This is a genomic window from Pseudomonas sp. St386 (assembly GCF_018325865.1).
In the GTDB taxonomy this organism is placed as follows: domain Bacteria; phylum Pseudomonadota; class Gammaproteobacteria; order Pseudomonadales; family Pseudomonadaceae; genus Aquipseudomonas; species Aquipseudomonas brassicacearum.
Window position 1 is genome coordinate 3,815,013 of record NZ_AP021900.1, and the last position, 17,836, is coordinate 3,832,848.

The following is a 17,836-nucleotide window of genomic DNA, read 5'->3' on the forward strand; positions in this document are numbered from 1 at the left end:
AAGCCTTGCTCCCACACTGACTCGGGCAAGCTTACCCTCGGCCCATGAGATGCTTCACAGGGTTTGACTCAAGCCCCCACCTGACCGAAGCTTGCGGCATTTCACGCTTCTGGTAATGGATTCCCTGCATGCTCTCGCCTCGCCGCCGCTATCTGCTCCTCAGCCTCTGTGTCCTGTTGGTGATTGGTCTTGTCGCGGTATGGCTACGCAGCACCACGCCGCAGATCCCTGAAGCGATCAAACGTGGCTACAGCGAAGCCTTGGGAAGCGCCCGCAACGGGCAGCCAGGGGCAGCGCGGATGCTTTACCAGCAATTGGGGCGTCCGGACCTTTCGCCCAAGCGCCGCGTGTGGCTGCACGCCGAACTGCCCAACTACCCCAGCCCCCAAGCTCTGAAGCTGGCGGACGCGGACCTGCACAGCGAATCACCGGACGTGCGTCGGGCCGCCATTGGCAGCATCGTCGGGCTGGTGCCGACGGGTCAGCGCAGCCTGTTGCTCGGCCCGCTCCTGGATGATGACGACCAGAATGTCCGGTTCGCCGCCGTGAACGCGCTGCTGGGCTTGTCGCCGGATGACCTCGGCCTGTATTTCGGGGCGATGCAGTTAGCCATCGACACCTGGGAACAGGTGCTCGAGGACGGTCCGAAAACCGCTGAGACCCACTACCAGCTCGCCCGACTGCACCTGCACAACGCCGAACTGAAGAAAGCCCAACAAGCCCTTGAACAGGCCTTGCGCCTGCAACCGGACAACCTGCCGGCGCTGGTCATGCAGATCGAGGTGCTGGACAAACAGGGCCAAAGCGAAGCCGCACGATTATTGCTCGCCCGACAGTTGCAAACCCAGCCCGCGTCGGCTTATCTGCAACATGCGCTGGGCATGTGGCTGCTGCAACACGGCCAGAACGAGTATGCGGTGCTCGGCTTGGCAAAAGCGGTGGAACTGGAGCCCGAGAACCGCCATTACCGCTATGACCTGGCGACCACCCTGCATGCCGAGCAGGAAGTGGAAGCGGCGCTGAAACAGCTGCAGGAAATTGTCCAGCGCTACCCCGCCGACCGCAAGGCACGGGTGCTGCTGATCAACTATTGGAAGGAGACCGGCCAGTTGCAGAATGTTCAAATCCTGCTGGCGCAACTTGAACAGTTGAACCCCGACGATCCGGCGCTGCAACAGGGTCTGTAGGCCCTTCGGTGCATGCCGAAAGTTGTGCAATACACCGCGTTTTATCGATGTAAGCGGAACCGCCATCAGCGCCAAAGGTCAAGTGTTCAGGCAGTTGAATTCAGGCGTTACCCCGCCTGCTGCCCACTTCCCTAGTCATGAGAGGGCTATTTTTGTCTACATCTAACGAGTTGATCAGTGCAAAAGCCGCCACCGGCATCGAAGGACTGGACGATGTCCTTTCCGGTGGTTTGTCCCGCGGCCATGTGTTCCTGCTTGAGGGGGAACCGGGGACTGGTAAGACCACGGTCGCGCTGCATTTTCTGTTGGCCGGCGCCAAGGCTGGCGAGCGCTCGTTGTACATCACGCTATCGGAAACCGAGCGTGAACTGCGTCAGGGCGCAACCTCCCACGGGTGGACGCTGGACGACAACATTCATATTTTCGAACTGACCCCGCCCGAAAGCCTGCTCAATGCCGAGCACCAGCAGAGCCTGCTGTACTCCTCGGACCTGGAGTTGGGCGAAGCGACCCGACAGATCTTCGAAGTGGTCGAACGGGTCAAGCCGACCCGGGTGGTGCTCGACAGCCTGTCGGAGATTCGCCTGCTGGCGCAAAGCTCCTTGCGCTATCGTCGCCAGATCCTCGCAATCAAGCACTACTTCGTGCGCTACGACGCCACAGTCCTGCTGCTCGACGACCTGACCACCGAGTCCCTCGACAAGACCGTCCACAGTGTCGCCCACGGGGTGATTCGCCTGGAAGAACTGACCCCCAACTATGGCGCCGAACGACGCAGGATCCGGGTGGTCAAGTATCGCGGGCAGAAATACCGTGGTGGTTACCATGACTTCACCATCATGGGCGACGGCGTACACGTCTTCCCACGCCTGGTGGCCGCCGAACACCGTGGCCAATACCTGCGCCAGCAACTCTCCAGCGGCATCGGCGAACTGGACGCCCTGCTGGGTGGCGGTATCGAGACCGGTTCCAGCACGTTGATCCTCGGCCCGGCGGGGACCGGCAAGTCGCTGATAGCACTGATTTTTGCCGCAGCCGCCGTGCATCGCGGCGAGAAGGCCGCGCTGTTCATCTTCGATGAAGAACTGGGCTTGTTGTTCGAACGCATGAAAAACATCGGCATCGACCTGCAAGCCCTGCAAGAGACCGGCAACCTGCTGATCGAACAAGTGGACGCCGCCGAGCTGTCCCCTGGCGAGTTCTCCCACCGCGTGCGCCGTTGTGTCGATGAGGGCGATATCAAGACCGTGGTCATCGACAGCATCAATGGCTATCAGGCGGCCATGCCGGAAGAGAACGCCCTGGTGCTGCACATGCATGAATTGTTGCTCTACCTCAACCGCAAGGGCGCGGCGACCTTCATGACTGTTGCGCAGCACGGTCTGGTCGGCGACATGCAGGCGCCCGTGGACATTACTTACCTGGCTGACACGGTGATTCTTTTGCGTTATTTCGAAGCACTGGGCAAGGTGCGCCGGGCGATTTCCATCATCAAGAAACGTACGGGCAGCCATGAGTCGACCATCCGCGAATACCGCATCAGCGGCTTGGGCATGACCATCGGCGAGCCGCTCGAGGCGTTCCAAGGCGTCTTGCGAGGGGTTCCCACTTACATGGGCGAGAGCAACCCGCTGCTCAGGGATGAACACCGGTGACGCTGGCCGAGCCCCTGTCCGAGCGGGCGCTGATCCTCGCGCCGCTTGGGCGGGACAGCCAGATCGCCTTGATGATCCTCAATGAGGCCGGTTTTGCCGGCCTCATCTGCCGTCATCTGGGCCATTTGTGCGAAGAACTGGAAAAAGGTGCCGGCCTGCTGGTGATTTCCTCGGAAGCCCTGGTGGGGCCCGATCTGGAAGCGCTATTCCTGCACATCGAGCAGCAACCGGCCTGGTCTGACCTGCCCATTGTCTTGCTGACCCATCACGGCGGCCCGGAACAGAACCCGGCGGCGCGTATCGGTACGCAACTGGGCAACGTGACCTTCCTTGAGCGCCCTTTCCACCCAGTGACCCTGATCAGCCTGGTGACCACCGCCCTGCGAGGCCGTCGAAGGCAGTACGAAGCCCGCGACCGCCTGATCGACCTCAGCAACAGCGAACTGCGCCTGCAAACCACCCTTGAAACCCTTGAACAGCAAGTGGAAGAACGCACGGCCCAGTTGCGCCATAACGAAGAGGCACTGCGCCAGTCGCAGAAAATGGAAGCAGTCGGCCAACTCACCGGCGGTATCGCCCACGACTTCAACAACATGCTCACCGGGATCATCGGCAGCCTCGAACTGCTGCGCCGGCGCCTGGCCCGGGGCCGCACCGAGGACCTGGACAGCCTGATCGACCTGGGCGTGACCTCGGCCAACCGCGCCGCCGGCCTGACCCATCGCCTGCTGGCGTTTTCCCGTCGGCAATCACTGGACTCCAAGGCCGTCCAGATGAATACGCTGGTGCTGTCCATGGGCGAGCTGCTGCAACGCAGCCTCAACGAAAGCATCCGCCTGGACATGCAGCTGGACGAACAGCTCTGGATCGCCGAAGCCGACCCCAACCAACTGGAAAGCGCCCTGCTCAACCTGGTCCTCAACGCCCGGGATGCCATGCCCAATGGCGGGAACCTGGTGGTAAAGACCTGCAACCAGCACCTGGGCGCCGATTTCACCGACGCCTACACCAACCTGGAACCCGGCGACTATGTGGTGCTGAGCGTGCAGGACAGCGGTTGCGGCATGCCCGAAGCGATCATAGGTCGTGCGTTCGATCCGTTCTTCACCACCAAGCCAATCGGCCAGGGCACCGGGCTGGGCCTGTCGATGATCTATGGGTTCAGCAAGCAATCGCGCGGGCATGTGACCATCGACAGCGAAGTCGACAAAGGCACCACTGTGAACCTTTACCTGCCGCGCTTTCGCGGTGAGGAAATCCACGAGCCCCAGGTCAACACGCCACACGCCCCGTATGCGCAGGACGGTGAGACCGTGCTGATCGTCGAGGACGATCCAGCGGTGCGAGTGCTGGTGAGCGCGGTGTTGAGCGAGCTGGGTTATGCCTTTGTGGAAGCGGCCGACGCCAACGGCGCAGTACCGATCCTCCAGTCAGGCCAACGCATCGACCTGCTGATCAGCGATGTGGGCCTGCCCGGCATGAATGGCCGGCAACTGGCGGAAATCGGCCGGCAGATCCGCCCGGACCTGCCGATACTGTTCATCACCGGTTACGCTGAACATGCAGCCGTACGCGGCGGTTTCCTTGACCCGGGGATGCAGATGATCACCAAACCGTTCACGTTTGATCTATTGACGGCCAAGGTCCGGGAGATGATCACGGTTCCTTGATTTTGTGGGAAGGCCCTTAACCCTGTGGAAAGGTCCTTGATTCTGTGGGAGCAAAGCTTGCTCGCGATGAAGTCGCCTCGGTTTCAGGAAGACCCAGTGGGCCTCATCGCGGGCAAGCCTTGCTCCCACAAAGCCTTGCCCAATCCAAACAATACTTATGAAACCTACGACAACATCGACTGCATGATGGCCTGCAGCTCATCCAGGTCGAACGGCTTGTCCAGGATCGGTGCCTTGCGGGTAATGGGGCTGTCAGTGTCGCGCACTTCCTGCGCGTAGCCACTGATGAAAATGACCTTCAGCTCGGGACGCAACTTGACCGCAGGCTCGGCGATCTGCACCCCGGAGATACCACCCGGCAGGCGGAAATCGGTAATCATCATGTCCAGATGAGGCTTGCTCGCCAGGATCTCGAACGCCTGGGCACCGTTTTCGGCCTGTAGCACCCGGTATCCCTCGCCCGACAGGTAGGCCGACAACACCATCAGGATCGACGGGTCATCCTCGACGATCAATACAACATCTTGCGCATCTTCACTCATGAGAAGCCTTTGTTCGATCAATAGCTGCTGATACGACCTTGGGGTCTCTCAGAGGTTGCGTCTGTTCGGCGGTTTTGTCCAAGACAGTTTTCTGCAAGGGCAGGCAAACACGAAACAACGCCCCTTCATTGAGGCGACTGTTGACCGTGATGGTCCCGCCATGAGCCGCGACAATCTGCTCGGAAATGAACAGCCCCAGCCCAAGGCCAGCAGCGACCGCCTTGGACGATACGCGCTCGAACTGCTGGAAGATACGTTTCTGGTTTTCCTCGCTGATACCGATGCCATGGTCCTGGACCTCGATACAGGCGTGGTCGGGCGTCTTGTAGACGCGCACCTCGATCGGGCCCTTGCCACCGTAGCGCAACGCATTGGTCAACAAGTTCGAGATCACCTGCTCGATACGAAACTCATCCCAAAGTCCCTCCACCGACGGTTCGGCCAGGCAGGTCAACGAGCACTCGGCGACGGCTATCTGCGGCTGGAAATTGCGCAGCAGGTTCTCCACCAGTGCCGTCAGGTTGAAGCGGGTCGGGCGGATCGACAGCTTGCCGGTGCGAATCCGCGAGACATCCAGCATGTCCTCGATCAACCGGATCAGGCTCTTGATCTGGCGCTCGTCGCGCTCGACCATCGCCCGCACCTTGTCCAGGCTGAAGGCTGCGGCGTTGTCCCGGGCCAGGTGCATCTTGCGCAACTGTGTCTCGAGAATGAGACCATTGAGGGGCGTTCGCACCTCATGGGCGACGATGGACATGAAGTCGTCACGCATGCGCACCGCTTGCTCCAGCTCCCCACGGGTGGCCTCCAGTTGCTGCAACAGAACCTCCTGCTCGCGGCGACTCTGCTCAAGGGCTACGACCTGCTCCTTCATGGCCTTTCGTTGACGGTACAACTCGACGAACACATTGACCTTGCTTTTGACCGCTTGGGTGTCCAGCGGCTTGTGCAGGAAGTCCACCGCACCGTTTTCATAACCGGTAAAGGCATAGTTGCGTTCACGACCTGCGGCACTGACGAAAATGATAGGGATGCTGCGGGTCTTCTCCGTGCCGCGCATCAGCTCGGCCAGTTGGAAACCGTTCATGTCCGGCATCTGCACATCGATGATGGCCAGGGCAAAGTCGTGTTGCAGCAGCAGGGACAGCGCTTCGTCCGCGGACAGGGCCTTGAAGACCTCGCGGTCGCCGCCCTTGATCAACGCTTCCAGGGCCAACAGATTCTCAGGCAGATCATCGACGATCAGCAGTTTGGCTTGAATATCTCTTGGCATGTGGTTCATTCCAGCCCGGCCAGCAATTGGCCGATGCCTCGCAAAGTAAGGATATGGTCGGGCTCGTGCAGGGCCAGCGCCGCCTCGGGCATGGTCGAGACCTGGGCTTCACCGGGGTCCTGGACCACCGTGATCCCCCCCAGCGCCCTGACCTTCGCCAAGCCACAGGCACCATCGTTGTTGGCGCCGGTCAGCACCACGGCCAGCAATTTCTGGCCGTAGACATCGGCGGCCGATTCAAACAACACATCGATGGACGGCCGCGAATGATGCACCGGCTCCTCCAGGCTCAACGACAGGCTACGGTCAGCCTCGACCGACAAGTGATAGCCGGGCGTGGCGACATACAAGGTGCCCGGCACGATGTCTTGCTTGTCCCGGGCTTCCTCCACCGGCACCGCCAGACGATGTCCGAAGACACGGGCCAGTTGGCTTTCGCGCTCGTCCGGCAAATGCAACACCACCAGGATGGGCACGCCAAAGCCTTTGCGCAGGTGTCCGAAGACCCTGAGCAGTGCCTCGACGCCACCGGCCGATGCACCGACGACAATGGCTTCGATGGGCGGATTGGATCTGTCCTTGGTCTGGTTCATAACTTGCGATAGATCCGTTCCTGTTTGACCAACGGTTCGAATCGATGGCCGTAAGCCGAGAAATCCAACGTCTCCTTACTGCCCAATACCAGGAAACCACGGTGACAAAGGGACTCATGAAACAGTCCAAACGCACGATCTTGTAGTTTCTTATTGAAATATATCAATACGTTACGACAGGAAATTAACTGAGTTTCTGAAAATACACTGTCGGTCGCCAGGCTGTGATCGGCAAAGGTCACGTTCTCGCACAGGGTTTTGTCGAACATCGCATAATCGTAGGCGGCGGTATAGTAATCGGCAAACGAGCGCCGGCCTCCGGCGGCCTGGTAGTTCTGGGTGTAGGTGCGCACGTTTTCCAGGGAAAAAATCCCCTGCTTGGCTTTTTCCAACGAGCGCGGGTTGATATCGGTGGCATAGATGAGCGTGCGGTCCAGCAGGCCTTCTTCGCGCAACAGGATCGCCATGGAGTAGACCTCCTCCCCCGTGCTGCAACCGGCGATCCAGATCTTGATCGAAGGATACGTCCTGAGCAGCGGCACGACTTCCTCGCGTATGGCCAGGAAATGCGAGGGGTCGCGAAACATCTCGCTGACCGGGATCGTCAGCAGTTGCAGCAGTTGCATGAACGCTCCCGGGTCGTGCAGCACGCGCTCCTGCAAGGCCGAAATGGTCTTGCACTCGAACTGGCTCAGCGCATGGTGGACCCGGCGCTTGATGGACGCACCGGAATAGTCGCGAAAATCGTAGCTGTACTTGAGGTAGATCGCTTCGATCAACAAACGAAGTTCAATGTCAGTGTCTCGTTCCACTAAATTCTTTCCATATTCGGCAACCACACGCGAATCAGCGAGAACAGACGATCCAGATCGATCGGTTTGGCCAGGTAGTCGTTGGAACCCGCCGCCAGGCAGCGTTCCTGATCATCCTTCATGGCCTTGGCCGTCACGGCAATAATGGGCAGCTTGCGCCAGCGTGGGTCCTTGCGGATCAGCGCGGTGGCTTCGAAACCGTCCATCTCCGGCATCATTACATCCATCAGCACCAGGTCGATGTCGTCGAATTCGTTCAGGCGATCGATCGCCTCCAGGCCGTTACGGCCGATGACAACGATCGCCCCCTTCGCCTCCAGGGCGCTGGTCAGGGCAAAGATGTTGCGCACATCGTCGTCCACCAGCAGCACCTTGCGGCCTTCAAACACCTTGTCGCGGCTGCGGGCGGTCTTGAGCATCCGCTGCCGTTCATGGGACAACCGGGATTCGACTTTGTGCAGAAAGAGTGTCACCTCGTCCAGCAGGCGCTCTGGCGAGCGGGCGCCCTTGATGATGATCGAGCGCGAATACTTGCGCAGTTCGGCCTCTTCGTCGCGGGTCAGGTTGCGCCCGGTGTAGACGATCACCGGCGGGAAGGAACAGATGTCTTCACTGGACATGCGCTTGAGCAGGTCATTGCCGAGCATGTCCGGCAACTTGAGGTCGATGATCATGCAGTCGTAGACGTTGCTCCGCAGCAGGTCCAGGGCTTGCTGGGCCAGGCCAACGGCGGTGATCTCGATGTCATCGTCGCCGATCAGGCGGGTAATGCTATCGCGTTGCAGGTCATCGTCCTCCACCAGCAGCACCCGCTTGACCTTCTGGGTCAGCTTGGCTTCCAGGCGGGCGAACACATCCTTGAGTTCTTCGCGGGTGGTCGGCTTGACGGCATAGCCGATGGCGCCCATGTGCATGGCGGCTTCGACGCGGTCTTCGACGGAAATCACGTGCACCGGGATGTGCCGGGTTTCGGCCCGTTCCTTGAGCCGCTGCAACACCGTCAGCCCGGAATGATCCGGCAGGCGCATGTCCAAAAGGATCGCGTCGGGAGCCAGTTGCAAGGCCAGGTCGAAGCCTTCATCGGCACCGTGGGCCACCAGGCACTGGTAACCGAGCTCATGGGCCAGGTCGAACAGGATCCGGGCGAACTTGGGCTCGTCCTCGATCACCAGGATGCACCGGGTGTCGAACGGCGCCTTGTCGCGGTCGTCGGCAAATCGGGCAATCGACGTATCCACTTCAGCGATCAGCGGTGCCGGGGCGGCTTTGGGTGCAGCCGGCGCTGGCGCAGTGGCCGTCGGGGTGAACGTCATCGGTTCCATCGGCGAGTCCCCGGGCTCGACATAACGTTCAGGCATTACCAGCGTAAACACACTGCCCTGCCCCGGCTCGCTGGAAACGCAGATCGAGCCGCCCAGCAACGTGGCCAGGTCCCGGGAAATCGACAACCCCAGGCCCGTGCCGCCGTAACGACGATTGGTCGTGCCATCGGCCTGGCGGAACGCTTCGAAGATGCTTTGCTGCTGATCGGCGGCGATGCCGATCCCGGAGTCGCGCACCATGAACGCGATGCCCGAGCCCGGCTGCCCGGCCACCGACAGGCTGACGGTGCCTTGCTCGGTGAACTTCACGGCATTGGACAGCAGGTTTTTGATCACCTGCTCCAGGCGCTGGCGATCGGTGTAGAGCATCGCCGGCGCATCGGGCAATACCTGGACCTCGAACCCCAGGCCCTTGTCGGCTGCCAACGGCTCGAACATGTCCCGCAGGCCTTCCACCAGACGCTGCACGCTGGTGTTTTCCGGGCGCACTTCCAGCTTTCCGGCCTCGACCTTGGAGATGTCGAGAATATCGTTGATCAGGTTCAACAGGTCGTTGCCGGCGGAGTAGATCGACTCGGCAAACTTGACCTGTTCCTCGCTGAGGTTCTGCTGCGGGTTTTCCGACAGCAGCTTGGACAGGATCAGCGAGCTGTTGAGCGGCGTGCGCAGCTCGTGGGACATGTTGGCCAGGAACTCGGATTTGTACTTGCTCGAACGCTGCAACTCTTCGGCGCGCTCCTGCAACTGGATCTGGGCCAGGTTCAGCTCGCTGTTCTTCTGGTCCATGGCGTCGCGCTGCTCGGCCAATTGCTCGTTGGTCTGCTCCAGCTCCTGTTGCTGGGCTTCCAGGTGGGCCTGGGACTCCTTGAGAATGCGCGACTGCTCTTCCAGTTCCTCGTTGGCGGTCTTGAGCTCTTCCTGCTGCACTTGCAGTTCTTCGTTCAACTGCTGGGTTTCGGCCAGCACTTCCTGCAAGCGCTGGCGATAACGGGCGGCCTCGATGGAGGTGCCGATATTGCCGGAAATCAGCTCCAGCAGCTCAATGTCGCGCTCGGTCAATGGCCGCAGGAAGCCCAACTCGATGACACCGTTGATCCGGTCATCGTCACTGGTGGGCGCTACCAGCACGCTGTTGGGCAGCCCTTGTCCCAATCCGGAGCTGACTTTCAGGTAATCGTCCGGTACGTCATCCAGGCGAATGAGACGCCCCTGTTGCACGGCCTGGCCGGCGATGCCTTCACCGTCGACAATCTTCTGCTGCTGCGCGTCATCCTCCCGGGACAAACCATAGGTGGCGACGCGCTTGAGCACGCCATTTTCTTCTCGCACATAGAGCGCAGCGACCGCCACATCCAGGTACTTTGCACAGAACTGCAAGATGTTGCGGCCCAACAGGTTCAGGGACAACTGCCCCAGGACCTGCTCGGCCAACTGCGTCTGGCCATTGCGCAACCAAGCCTGCTTCTCCAGGTGCAAGGCGCTGCGTTGCTGGACCTTCAGGCTGGCGCCGTAGCTCTCGGACAAGCTCAACAGATCCCGGCGGCCGACGTAGGCCAGCAACCCACTGACTGCGGCGACGAACAGCAGGTACAGGGCAATGCTCCAGACAGTGGTGGTGCGCACGTCCTGGCTACGCGCCGCACGCAGTTGCTGCTCGGTATCGACGATTTCCTCGAAGGTTTGGCGGATCTCGTCCGTCAAGCGCTTGCCGCGCCCGGACCTCACCGCACTCCGGTAATCCCCGCTGCTGCGTTGCAGGTCGATCAAGCCCTGGGCGTACTTGGACCATTCCGCCTGGATCGCTTGTATCTTGTGCAGCCGGTCGGTCTGGACGGGGTTGTCGGCTGTCAATTCCAGCAGTGTATCCAACGCGACGGCGATCCGCGGCTTGGCCACTTCATAGGGCTCGAGAAAGTGCTCGTCACCGTTCAACAGGTAGCCACGCATGCCGGTTTCCAGGTCCACGCTCAGCTTGAGCGCCTCATTGGCATTATTGATCACCCGGTCGGTATGCCCGACCCACTGGATCACCGACAGCAAGTACGTGACAAGGATGATGAAAAACACCGAGCTGAGGGCGCCCATGCCCAGCGGCAGGCTGATATTGCGGCTCAGGAGCTTGCGAAAACTTTGCTCGTCGACCGAAGACGAAGGAGTCATGGAAAGGGCCTTGGTGGACAGTTGAAAACCGTGGAGTTTGCCCGAAAAACGGCGCTTGGATCCACATTATCTGACGAGTCAAAGGCGCAACTCCCGCGACGATCTACCTTGTAGCAAGGAAGCGACTATCCTTGTCAGCTCTTGTACTATAGATCCTTTCTTGTACAACCTTGGGAACTTGTGCCGCCTCGGTACTTACTCATAAAAGAGGCTCATAAAAGAGGCTCATGAAAGAGACTTTTTTTCGAGTCTCCCTCCCGCTCCCTTCTTCGAGAATGTCTACTATGTCCACCCCTCCTCCTCCTGCCACCCAGTCCACCATCCTGGTCGTCGAAGACGATGACATTGTGCGGATGTTAATCGTCGACGTGCTGGAGGAGCTGGAATACCAGGTGCTGGAGGCGGATGGTTGTGAGCAGGCGCTGGCATTTTTGCACAACGACGCGCAGCCCATCGCACTGATGATGACTGACGTCGGCCTGCCGGTCATGGATGGGCGCGAATTGGCGAAACAGGCCCGAGCCGTGCGACCACAACTGCCTGTGCTGTTTGCCAGCGGTTATGCCGAAAGCATCGATGTGCCTGAAGGCATGTCGGTGATCGGCAAGCCCTTCTCCATCGATCAGTTGCGAGACAAGGTCAAACGCATTCTTTCTTGAGCCGGATCGTATTCTTGGTCACTATCGGCGCCCCGCGCGCCGATGGCGCCTGATCCGCTTCGAGGAGCCCCCTGCTCATGCATCACCCCACCGCCACCAAGGTCCTGGTCATCGGCTATGTCTGGCCCGAGCCGCGTTCATCGGCTGCCAGTGGGCATGTCATGCAGATCCTCGACACGTTCCTCGGGCAAGGCTGGGACATCACTTTCAGCAGTCCGGCAGGTCCAGGCGAACACCGCGCCGACCTGCTCGCGCTGGGTATCCGCGAAGTGCCGATCGAACTCAATAGCAGCAGCTTCGACGCCTTCATCAGCGAGCTGGCGCCGGACATCGTGCTGTTCGACCAATTCATGATGGAAGAACAGTTCGGCTGGCGGGTCGAGAAGCACTGCCCCGGCGCCCTGCGGGTGCTGGAGACGTCAGACTTGCAGAGCCTGCGCCACGCTCGGCACCAGCGTTTGAAGGACCGCCTGAAACACGATGAGGCTGGCGAGGATTTCAGCGACCTCTTCGCCCCGGCCCTGGGCGAGGAGTTCCAGCGGATGGCCGATACCGACCTGGCCAAGCGGGAAATCGCTGCTTTGTACCGCTGCGACCTCAACCTGATGGTGTCCGAGGTTGAAATCGAACTGTTGGTGGAGCACTTCAAGTTGCCCCGTAACCTGCTGCACTGGTGCCCGTTGATGCTGGACCTGCCCGGCGAGCCGCCGGTACCGTTCGAGGACCGGGCGCATTTCCTGAGCATCGGCAACTTTCGCCACGCGCCGAACTGGGACGCCGTGCTCTGGATGAAAAACGCCATCTGGCCATTGATCCGCCAACAATTACCCGGCGCGCAACTGCACCTGTACGGCGCCTACACCCCGCCCAAGGCCGCCGCGCTGCATAACCCGGCCCAGGGCTTTCACATCATGAACTGGGCCGAGGACGCCTTGCAGGTGATGTCGGCGGCACGCATCTGCCTGGCGCCGCTGCGTTTCGGCGCTGGCATCAAGGGCAAGCTGATCGACGCCATGCTCTGCGGCACCCCCAACGTCACCACACCCGTGGGGGCCGAAGCCATGCACGGCGACATGCCCTGGCCCGGTGCGATTGCCCAGAGCGCCAAAGGCATCGCCAATGCGGCGGTGCAGTTGTATCGCGACCAGGCGCGCTGGACCCAGGCCCAGGATGCGGGCCTCACTTTGCTTGCCAGCCGCTACCGACAACAGGTGCATGGCCCGGCGCTGATCGACAGCCTCAACGCTTGCCGGGTGGACCTGGCGCAACGACGCCGGGACAACTTCACCGGCAGCATGCTGCGTCACCACCAGCACAAAAGCACCCAATACATGTCCCAGTGGATCGAAGAAAAAAACCGCAACGGTTAGACGTCAGAGTGGCAGCCGCCTGGCGAAGGGGGCATTATCCGATGGCGATAACAATAAAAGCGCCAGGCCATGACCCGAACAGCCAGAATCACCGACCCCTCCTACGAGTTGATGGACGACCATAACGGGTTGTCCATCATCTACCGTCAGCACGGTTTTCCCTGCCCGCTGGTGCGCTGGCATTTCCACAAGGAATACGAGTTGCACTTGATCGTCGCCAGTTCCGGCAAAGTGTTCATAGGCGACTATATCGGCAACTTCTATCCCCAGTCGCTGTTCCTCACCGGCCCCAACCTGCCCCATAACTGGATCAGCCAGGTGGCCGAGGACGAAGTGGTGCACAAGCGCGACATGCTGGTGAACTTCACTGATGAGCTGTTCGAAAGCGGCCACCAGGTATTCGCCGAACTCAAGACGGTCGCACCGCTGCTCGAACGTGCCCAATACGGCATCGAGTTCCGCTGCAAGCGCACCATCCGCCAGGCCATGACCCTGATGCAGCGCATCGCCGATTCCCAAGGCATGAGCCGCCTGGGGCATTTTTTCATCCTGATGGAGCTGCTGGCCGCCACGGATGACTACCAACTGCTTTCCGGCGCGACCTCTGCGCAAGCGGCGGACGAACACAGCGTCGACCGCACCAACCGCGCGGTGGACTACATCTTTGCCCACTACGCCCGGGAACTGTCCCTGGAAGAAGTGGCCGAGCACCTGGGCATGAAACCCACCTATTTCAGCCGGGTGTTCAAACAGGCCACCGGTCGCTGCTTCATTGAATTCGTCAATCGCCTGCGCATCAGCAAATCCTGCGAGTTGCTGGCCGACGGCGATAAACCGGTGACAGACGTGTGCTTCGAATCGGGTTTCAACAACATTTCCAATTTCAACCGGCGTTTCCAGCAGCTCAAGGGCATGACCCCGTCCCACTACCGGCGGCTGGCGGTGCAGCGATTGACCGAGCAGAACCAGGGCTGAGAATCTCGAATCATTTCTGTGACGGGATTTATGTGGGAGCAAGGCTTGCCCGCGATGCAGGCGCCTCGGTTCCCCAAGAGACCGCGTCATCTTCATCGCGGGCAAGCCTTGCTCCCACAAAGCGGGGCGATGCGACATTTCGATAAATCCTCTCGCCACAGGGTCCTTTGTTTGGCTTGAACCCTCATCAGTGCAAAAAAGTATCAGCACAAGTGCGACGGATGATTTGTCACGCCGTCCATTGAGGGCTGTAATCAGCGCACATTCTTCCCTTCATCCGGAAGACACAAAAACAATAACTGTCCTTCTGCAGCCTTCGGGCGCGGAAAAGGAGTGCGCGATGAAACCTTCGGTAAAAGCTCTGCTTGTCTCCACCTGCATGACCCTCAGCAGCGTCAGCTTTGGCGCACAGACCCTCACCATTGCCACCGTCAACAACAGCGACATGATCCGCATGCAAAAGCTCTCGAAAACCTTCGAGGCCGAGCACCCGGACATCAAGCTCAACTGGGTGGTGCTCGAAGAAAACGTCCTGCGCCAGCGCCTGACCACCGACATCGCCACCCAGGGCGGACAGTTCGACGTGCTGACCATTGGCATGTACGAAGCTGCACTCTGGGGTGCCAAGGGCTGGCTGGAGCCGATGAAAGACCTGCCGGCCTCCTACGACCTGGACGACGTTTTCCCTTCCGTGCGCGATGGTTTGTCGGTCAAAGGCTCGCTGTACGCCCTGCCGTTCTATGCCGAAAGCTCAATCACCTATTACCGCACGGACCTGTTCAAGGACGCCGGGCTGACCATGCCCGAACACCCGACCTGGACCCAGATCGGTGAGTTCGCTGAAAAACTCACCGATAAATCCAAGGAACAATATGGCCTGTGCCTGCGGGGCAAGGCTGGTTGGGGCGAGAACATGGCGCTCATCACCACCCTGGCCAACGGTTATGGCGCGCGCTGGTTCGATGAGAAGTGGCAGCCGCAATTCAATGGCCCCGAGTGGAAAGACGCACTCAATTTCTATGTCGACAACATGAAGAAATCCGGCCCGCCGGGTGCTTCCAGCAACGGTTTCAACGAAAACCTGGCGCTGTTCAACAGCGGCAAATGCGCGATCTGGGTGGATGCCAGCGTCGCCGGTTCGTTCGTCACCGACAAGACCCAGAGCAAGGTGGCCGATCACGTTGGATTCACCTTCGCCCCCCACGAAAAAACCGACAAGGGCACTTCGTGGATGTACTCCTGGTCCCTGGCCATCCCGACCAGTTCCAAAGCCAAGGACGCAGCTACGGTCTTTACCACCTGGGCGACGTCCAAGGAATACAGCCAATTGGTCGCCAAGACTGATGGCATTGCCAACGTACCGCCAGGCACCCGCACCTCGACCTACAGCGACGAGTACATGAAGGCCGCGCCGTTTGCCAAGGTGACCCTGGAGTCGTTGAAAGTCGCCGACCCGAAAGCGCCAACCCTCAAGCCTGTGCCCTACATCGGCATCCAGTTGGTGACCATTCCCGAGTTCCAGGCCATCGGCACCCAGGTGGGCAAGTTCTTTTCCGGCGCACTGACCGGCCAGCAGACCGTGGACCAGGCGTTGACCGCCGCGCAGTCCACCACCGAACGCGAGATGAAACGCGCTGGGTATCCCAAGTAGTCGGCTCATTGAGGCCCGCTCCCGATTCCCGTGGGAGCGAGCTTGCTCGCGATGAGGGCCTTGCAGCCCATATCGCGGGCGGCTGACACGACGCTATCGCGAGCAAGCTCGCTCCCACAGTGGATCTTCATAGGCCCGCAAAAATCGGTTCAATGCCATGAATAGCTCAACAACAACTGCCAAAGCCCCCATCGAGATTGCCCCGCCGGCACGCAAGATCCGCCTGGCGAACCCCGGTTGGTTCCTGGTCAGTCCTTCAGTGGCCTTGTTGCTGCTGTGGATGATCGTGCCGCTGGGCATGACCGTCTACTTCTCGATGATCCGCTACAACCTGCTCTACCCCGGCGAAAACGAATTCGTCGGGCTGGAGAACTTCACCTACTTCCTGACCGACTCGGGTTTCATGCCCGGTGCCACCAACACCCTGTTGCTGGTGGGCAGCGTGCTGCTGATCAGTATCGTGCTGGGGGTGTTGATCAGCGCGCTGCTGGAGGCCAGTGAGTTTTTTGGTCGCGGCATCGTCCGTGTGCTGCTGATCTCGCCGTTCTTCATCATGCCCACCGTCGGCGCGCTGATCTGGAAGAACCTGATCTTCCACCCGGTCTCGGGCATCCTCGCCTCGGTGTGGAAACTATTCGGCGCCCAACCGGTGGACTGGCTCGCCCACTATCCGCTGCTGTCGATCATCATCATCGTGAGTTGGCAATGGCTGCCCTTCGCGATCCTGATCCTGATGACCGCCATGCAGTCGCTGGACCAGGAACAGAAAGAAGCCGCGCGCCTGGACGGTGCCGGCCCGATTGCGATCTTCTGGCACCTGACCCTGCCGCACCTGGCCCGCCCGATTGCCGTGGTGCTGATGATCGAGACGATCTTCCTGCTGTCGGTGTTCGCCGAGATCTTTACCACCACCAACGGTGGCCCCGGCTACGCCTCCACCAACCTTGCCTACCTGATCTACAACCAGGCGCTGGTGCAGTTCGACGTCGGCATGGCTTCGGCCGGTGGCCTGATTGCCGTGGTCATTGCCAATATCGCCGCCATCATCCTGGTCCGGATGATCGGCAAAAACCTCACCGACAAGAACTGAGGCCGTCGCCATGACTCTTCAACAATCCCGTCGCCTGCAAAGCCTGCTGCTGGGCACGTTGGCCTGGGCCATCGCGATCCTGATCTTCTTCCCGATCTTCTGGATGGTGCTGACCAGCTTCAAGACTGAAATCGACGCGTTCGCCACGCCACCGCAGTTCATCTTCACGCCCACGCTGGAGAACTACCTGCACATCAACGAGCGCAGCAACTACTTCAGCTTCGCCTGGAACTCGGTGGTGATTTCCTTCAGCGCCACCGCCCTGTGCCTGCTGATTGCGGTGCCGGCGGCCTACTCCATGGCGTTCTATGAAACCCAGCGCACCAAAGGCACGTTGCTGTGGATGCTCTCCACCAAGATGCTGCCGCCAGTGGGCGTGCTGATGCCGATCTACCTGCTGGCCAAGCAATTTGGCCTGCTGGACACGCGTCTCGCGTTGATCGTCATCTACACGTTGATCAACCTGCCCATCGTGGTCTGGATGATTTACACCTACTTCAAAGACATTCCCCGCGACATCCTCGAGGCCGCACGCCTGGATGGCGCCACGCTGTGGCAGGAGATGGTCCGCGTGCTGCTGCCGATTGCCAAGGGCGGCCTGGCCTCTACCGTGTTGCTGTCACTGATCCTGTGCTGGAACGAGGCCTTCTGGTCGCTGAACCTCACCTCCTCCAAGGCCGCGCCGCTGACGGCGTTGATTGCCTCCTATTCCAGCCCGGAAGGTTTGTTCTGGGCCAAATTGTCGGCCGTCTCGACCCTGGCCTGCGCGCCGATCCTGATCTTCGGCTGGATCAGCCAGAAACAGCTGGTGCGCGGTTTGTCCTTCGGCGCGGTGAAATAACGCGCCCTACCCAATAATCAGAAGTGGAGGCCCATC

Annotated in this window: 14 protein-coding genes; 9 read left to right on the forward strand and 5 right to left on the reverse strand. The window is 60.3% G+C overall.

What is annotated here, in order from left to right; genetic code table 11:
• The first annotated feature begins 128 nt into the window (after positions 1-128).
• From KI235_RS16695 to KI235_RS16705, 3 genes are all read left to right on the forward strand, one after another.
• Positions 129-1,187: a tetratricopeptide repeat protein gene (locus KI235_RS16695; RefSeq protein ID WP_003202300.1), complete on the forward strand. Its 1,059-nt coding sequence runs from the start codon at positions 129-131 to the stop codon at positions 1,185-1,187.
• A gap of 152 nt (positions 1,188-1,339) precedes the next feature.
• Positions 1,340-2,842, forward strand: a complete 1,503-nt coding sequence (locus tag KI235_RS16700; protein ID WP_003202301.1) for an ATPase domain-containing protein — start codon at positions 1,340-1,342, stop codon at positions 2,840-2,842.
• A complete protein-coding gene (locus tag KI235_RS16705) occupies positions 2,839-4,512 on the forward strand; it encodes a response regulator (protein ID WP_039012154.1) in 1,674 nt (557 codons plus the stop codon). Before KI235_RS16700 ends, KI235_RS16705 begins: the two co-directional genes overlap by 4 nt.
• A 164-nt stretch (positions 4,513-4,676) precedes the next feature.
• Here the strand turns inward: KI235_RS16705 and KI235_RS16710 are convergent, their stop codons facing one another.
• Genes KI235_RS16710 through KI235_RS16730 form a run of 5 tightly spaced genes read right to left on the reverse strand, consistent with a single transcriptional unit; the run spans position 4,677 to position 11,214 of the window.
• Positions 4,677-5,054, reverse strand: coding sequence for a response regulator (locus KI235_RS16710; protein WP_003202304.1), 378 nt, complete (start codon positions 5,052-5,054; stop codon positions 4,677-4,679).
• Complete coding sequence (locus KI235_RS16715) at positions 5,047-6,327, reverse strand: hybrid sensor histidine kinase/response regulator (protein ID WP_212795174.1); 1,281 nt, start codon at positions 6,325-6,327, stop codon at positions 5,047-5,049. Before KI235_RS16715 ends, KI235_RS16710 begins: the two co-directional genes overlap by 8 nt.
• A gap of 5 nt (positions 6,328-6,332) precedes the next feature.
• Positions 6,333-6,920, reverse strand: a complete 588-nt coding sequence (locus KI235_RS16720) for a chemotaxis protein CheB (protein WP_212795175.1) — start codon at positions 6,918-6,920, stop codon at positions 6,333-6,335.
• Complete coding sequence (locus KI235_RS16725) at positions 6,917-7,732, reverse strand: protein-glutamate O-methyltransferase CheR (protein ID WP_057449882.1); 816 nt, start codon at positions 7,730-7,732, stop codon at positions 6,917-6,919. The genes KI235_RS16720 and KI235_RS16725 overlap by 4 nt, the downstream gene beginning before the upstream one ends.
• Entirely contained in the window at positions 7,732-11,214 is a 3,483-nt protein-coding gene (locus KI235_RS16730) for a response regulator (RefSeq protein ID WP_013693473.1), read from the reverse strand. The genes KI235_RS16725 and KI235_RS16730 overlap by 1 nt, the downstream gene beginning before the upstream one ends.
• A gap of 284 nt (positions 11,215-11,498) precedes the next feature.
• Between KI235_RS16730 and KI235_RS16735 the strand changes: the two genes are divergently transcribed.
• The 6 genes from KI235_RS16735 to KI235_RS16760 all read left to right on the forward strand — a co-directional run bounded on the left by KI235_RS16735 (position 11,499) and on the right by KI235_RS16760 (position 17,800).
• Complete coding sequence (locus KI235_RS16735; protein ID WP_003202315.1) at positions 11,499-11,873, forward strand: response regulator; 375 nt, start codon at positions 11,499-11,501, stop codon at positions 11,871-11,873.
• Between the two features lie 77 nt (positions 11,874-11,950).
• Complete coding sequence (locus KI235_RS16740) at positions 11,951-13,243, forward strand: glycosyltransferase (RefSeq protein WP_003202317.1); 1,293 nt, start codon at positions 11,951-11,953, stop codon at positions 13,241-13,243.
• Positions 13,244-13,312: 69 nt separating this feature from the next.
• Positions 13,313-14,218 (forward strand): AraC family transcriptional regulator, encoded by a 906-nt coding sequence (locus KI235_RS16745; protein WP_003202319.1) that lies wholly within the window; start codon positions 13,313-13,315, stop codon positions 14,216-14,218.
• A 340-nt stretch (positions 14,219-14,558) separates the two neighbouring features.
• Entirely contained in the window at positions 14,559-15,869 is a 1,311-nt protein-coding gene (locus KI235_RS16750) for a sugar ABC transporter substrate-binding protein (protein WP_003202320.1), read from the forward strand.
• Positions 15,870-16,026: 157 nt separating this feature from the next.
• Complete coding sequence (locus tag KI235_RS16755; RefSeq protein ID WP_003202322.1) at positions 16,027-16,959, forward strand: sugar ABC transporter permease; 933 nt, start codon at positions 16,027-16,029, stop codon at positions 16,957-16,959.
• Positions 16,960-16,969: 10 nt separating this feature from the next.
• On the forward strand, positions 16,970-17,800 hold the full coding sequence (locus KI235_RS16760) for a carbohydrate ABC transporter permease (protein WP_003202324.1): 831 nt from the start codon (positions 16,970-16,972) through the stop codon (positions 17,798-17,800).
• The last annotated feature ends 36 nt before the right edge of the window (positions 17,801-17,836 follow it).

Bases quoted from the DNA above. Each gene is read 5' to 3' on its own strand.
- KI235_RS16695 (WP_003202300.1), top strand. From the start codon at position 129: ATGCTCTCGCCTCGCCGCCGCTATCTGCTCCTCAGCCTCTGTGTCCTG.
- KI235_RS16710 (WP_003202304.1), bottom strand. From the start codon at position 5,054: ATGAGTGAAGATGCGCAAGATGTTGTATTGATCGTCGAGGATGACCCG.
- KI235_RS16715 (WP_212795174.1), bottom strand. From the start codon at position 6,327: ATGCCAAGAGATATTCAAGCCAAACTGCTGATCGTCGATGATCTGCCT.
- KI235_RS16720 (WP_212795175.1), bottom strand. From the start codon at position 6,920: ATGAACCAGACCAAGGACAGATCCAATCCGCCCATCGAAGCCATTGTC.
- KI235_RS16730 (WP_013693473.1), bottom strand. From the start codon at position 11,214: ATGACTCCTTCGTCTTCGGTCGACGAGCAAAGTTTTCGCAAGCTCCTG.
- KI235_RS16735 (WP_003202315.1), top strand. From the start codon at position 11,499: ATGTCCACCCCTCCTCCTCCTGCCACCCAGTCCACCATCCTGGTCGTC.
- KI235_RS16740 (WP_003202317.1), top strand. From the start codon at position 11,951: ATGCATCACCCCACCGCCACCAAGGTCCTGGTCATCGGCTATGTCTGG.
- KI235_RS16745 (WP_003202319.1), top strand. From the start codon at position 13,313: ATGACCCGAACAGCCAGAATCACCGACCCCTCCTACGAGTTGATGGAC.
- KI235_RS16750 (WP_003202320.1), top strand. From the start codon at position 14,559: ATGAAACCTTCGGTAAAAGCTCTGCTTGTCTCCACCTGCATGACCCTC.
- KI235_RS16755 (WP_003202322.1), top strand. From the start codon at position 16,027: ATGAATAGCTCAACAACAACTGCCAAAGCCCCCATCGAGATTGCCCCG.
- KI235_RS16760 (WP_003202324.1), top strand. From the start codon at position 16,970: ATGACTCTTCAACAATCCCGTCGCCTGCAAAGCCTGCTGCTGGGCACG.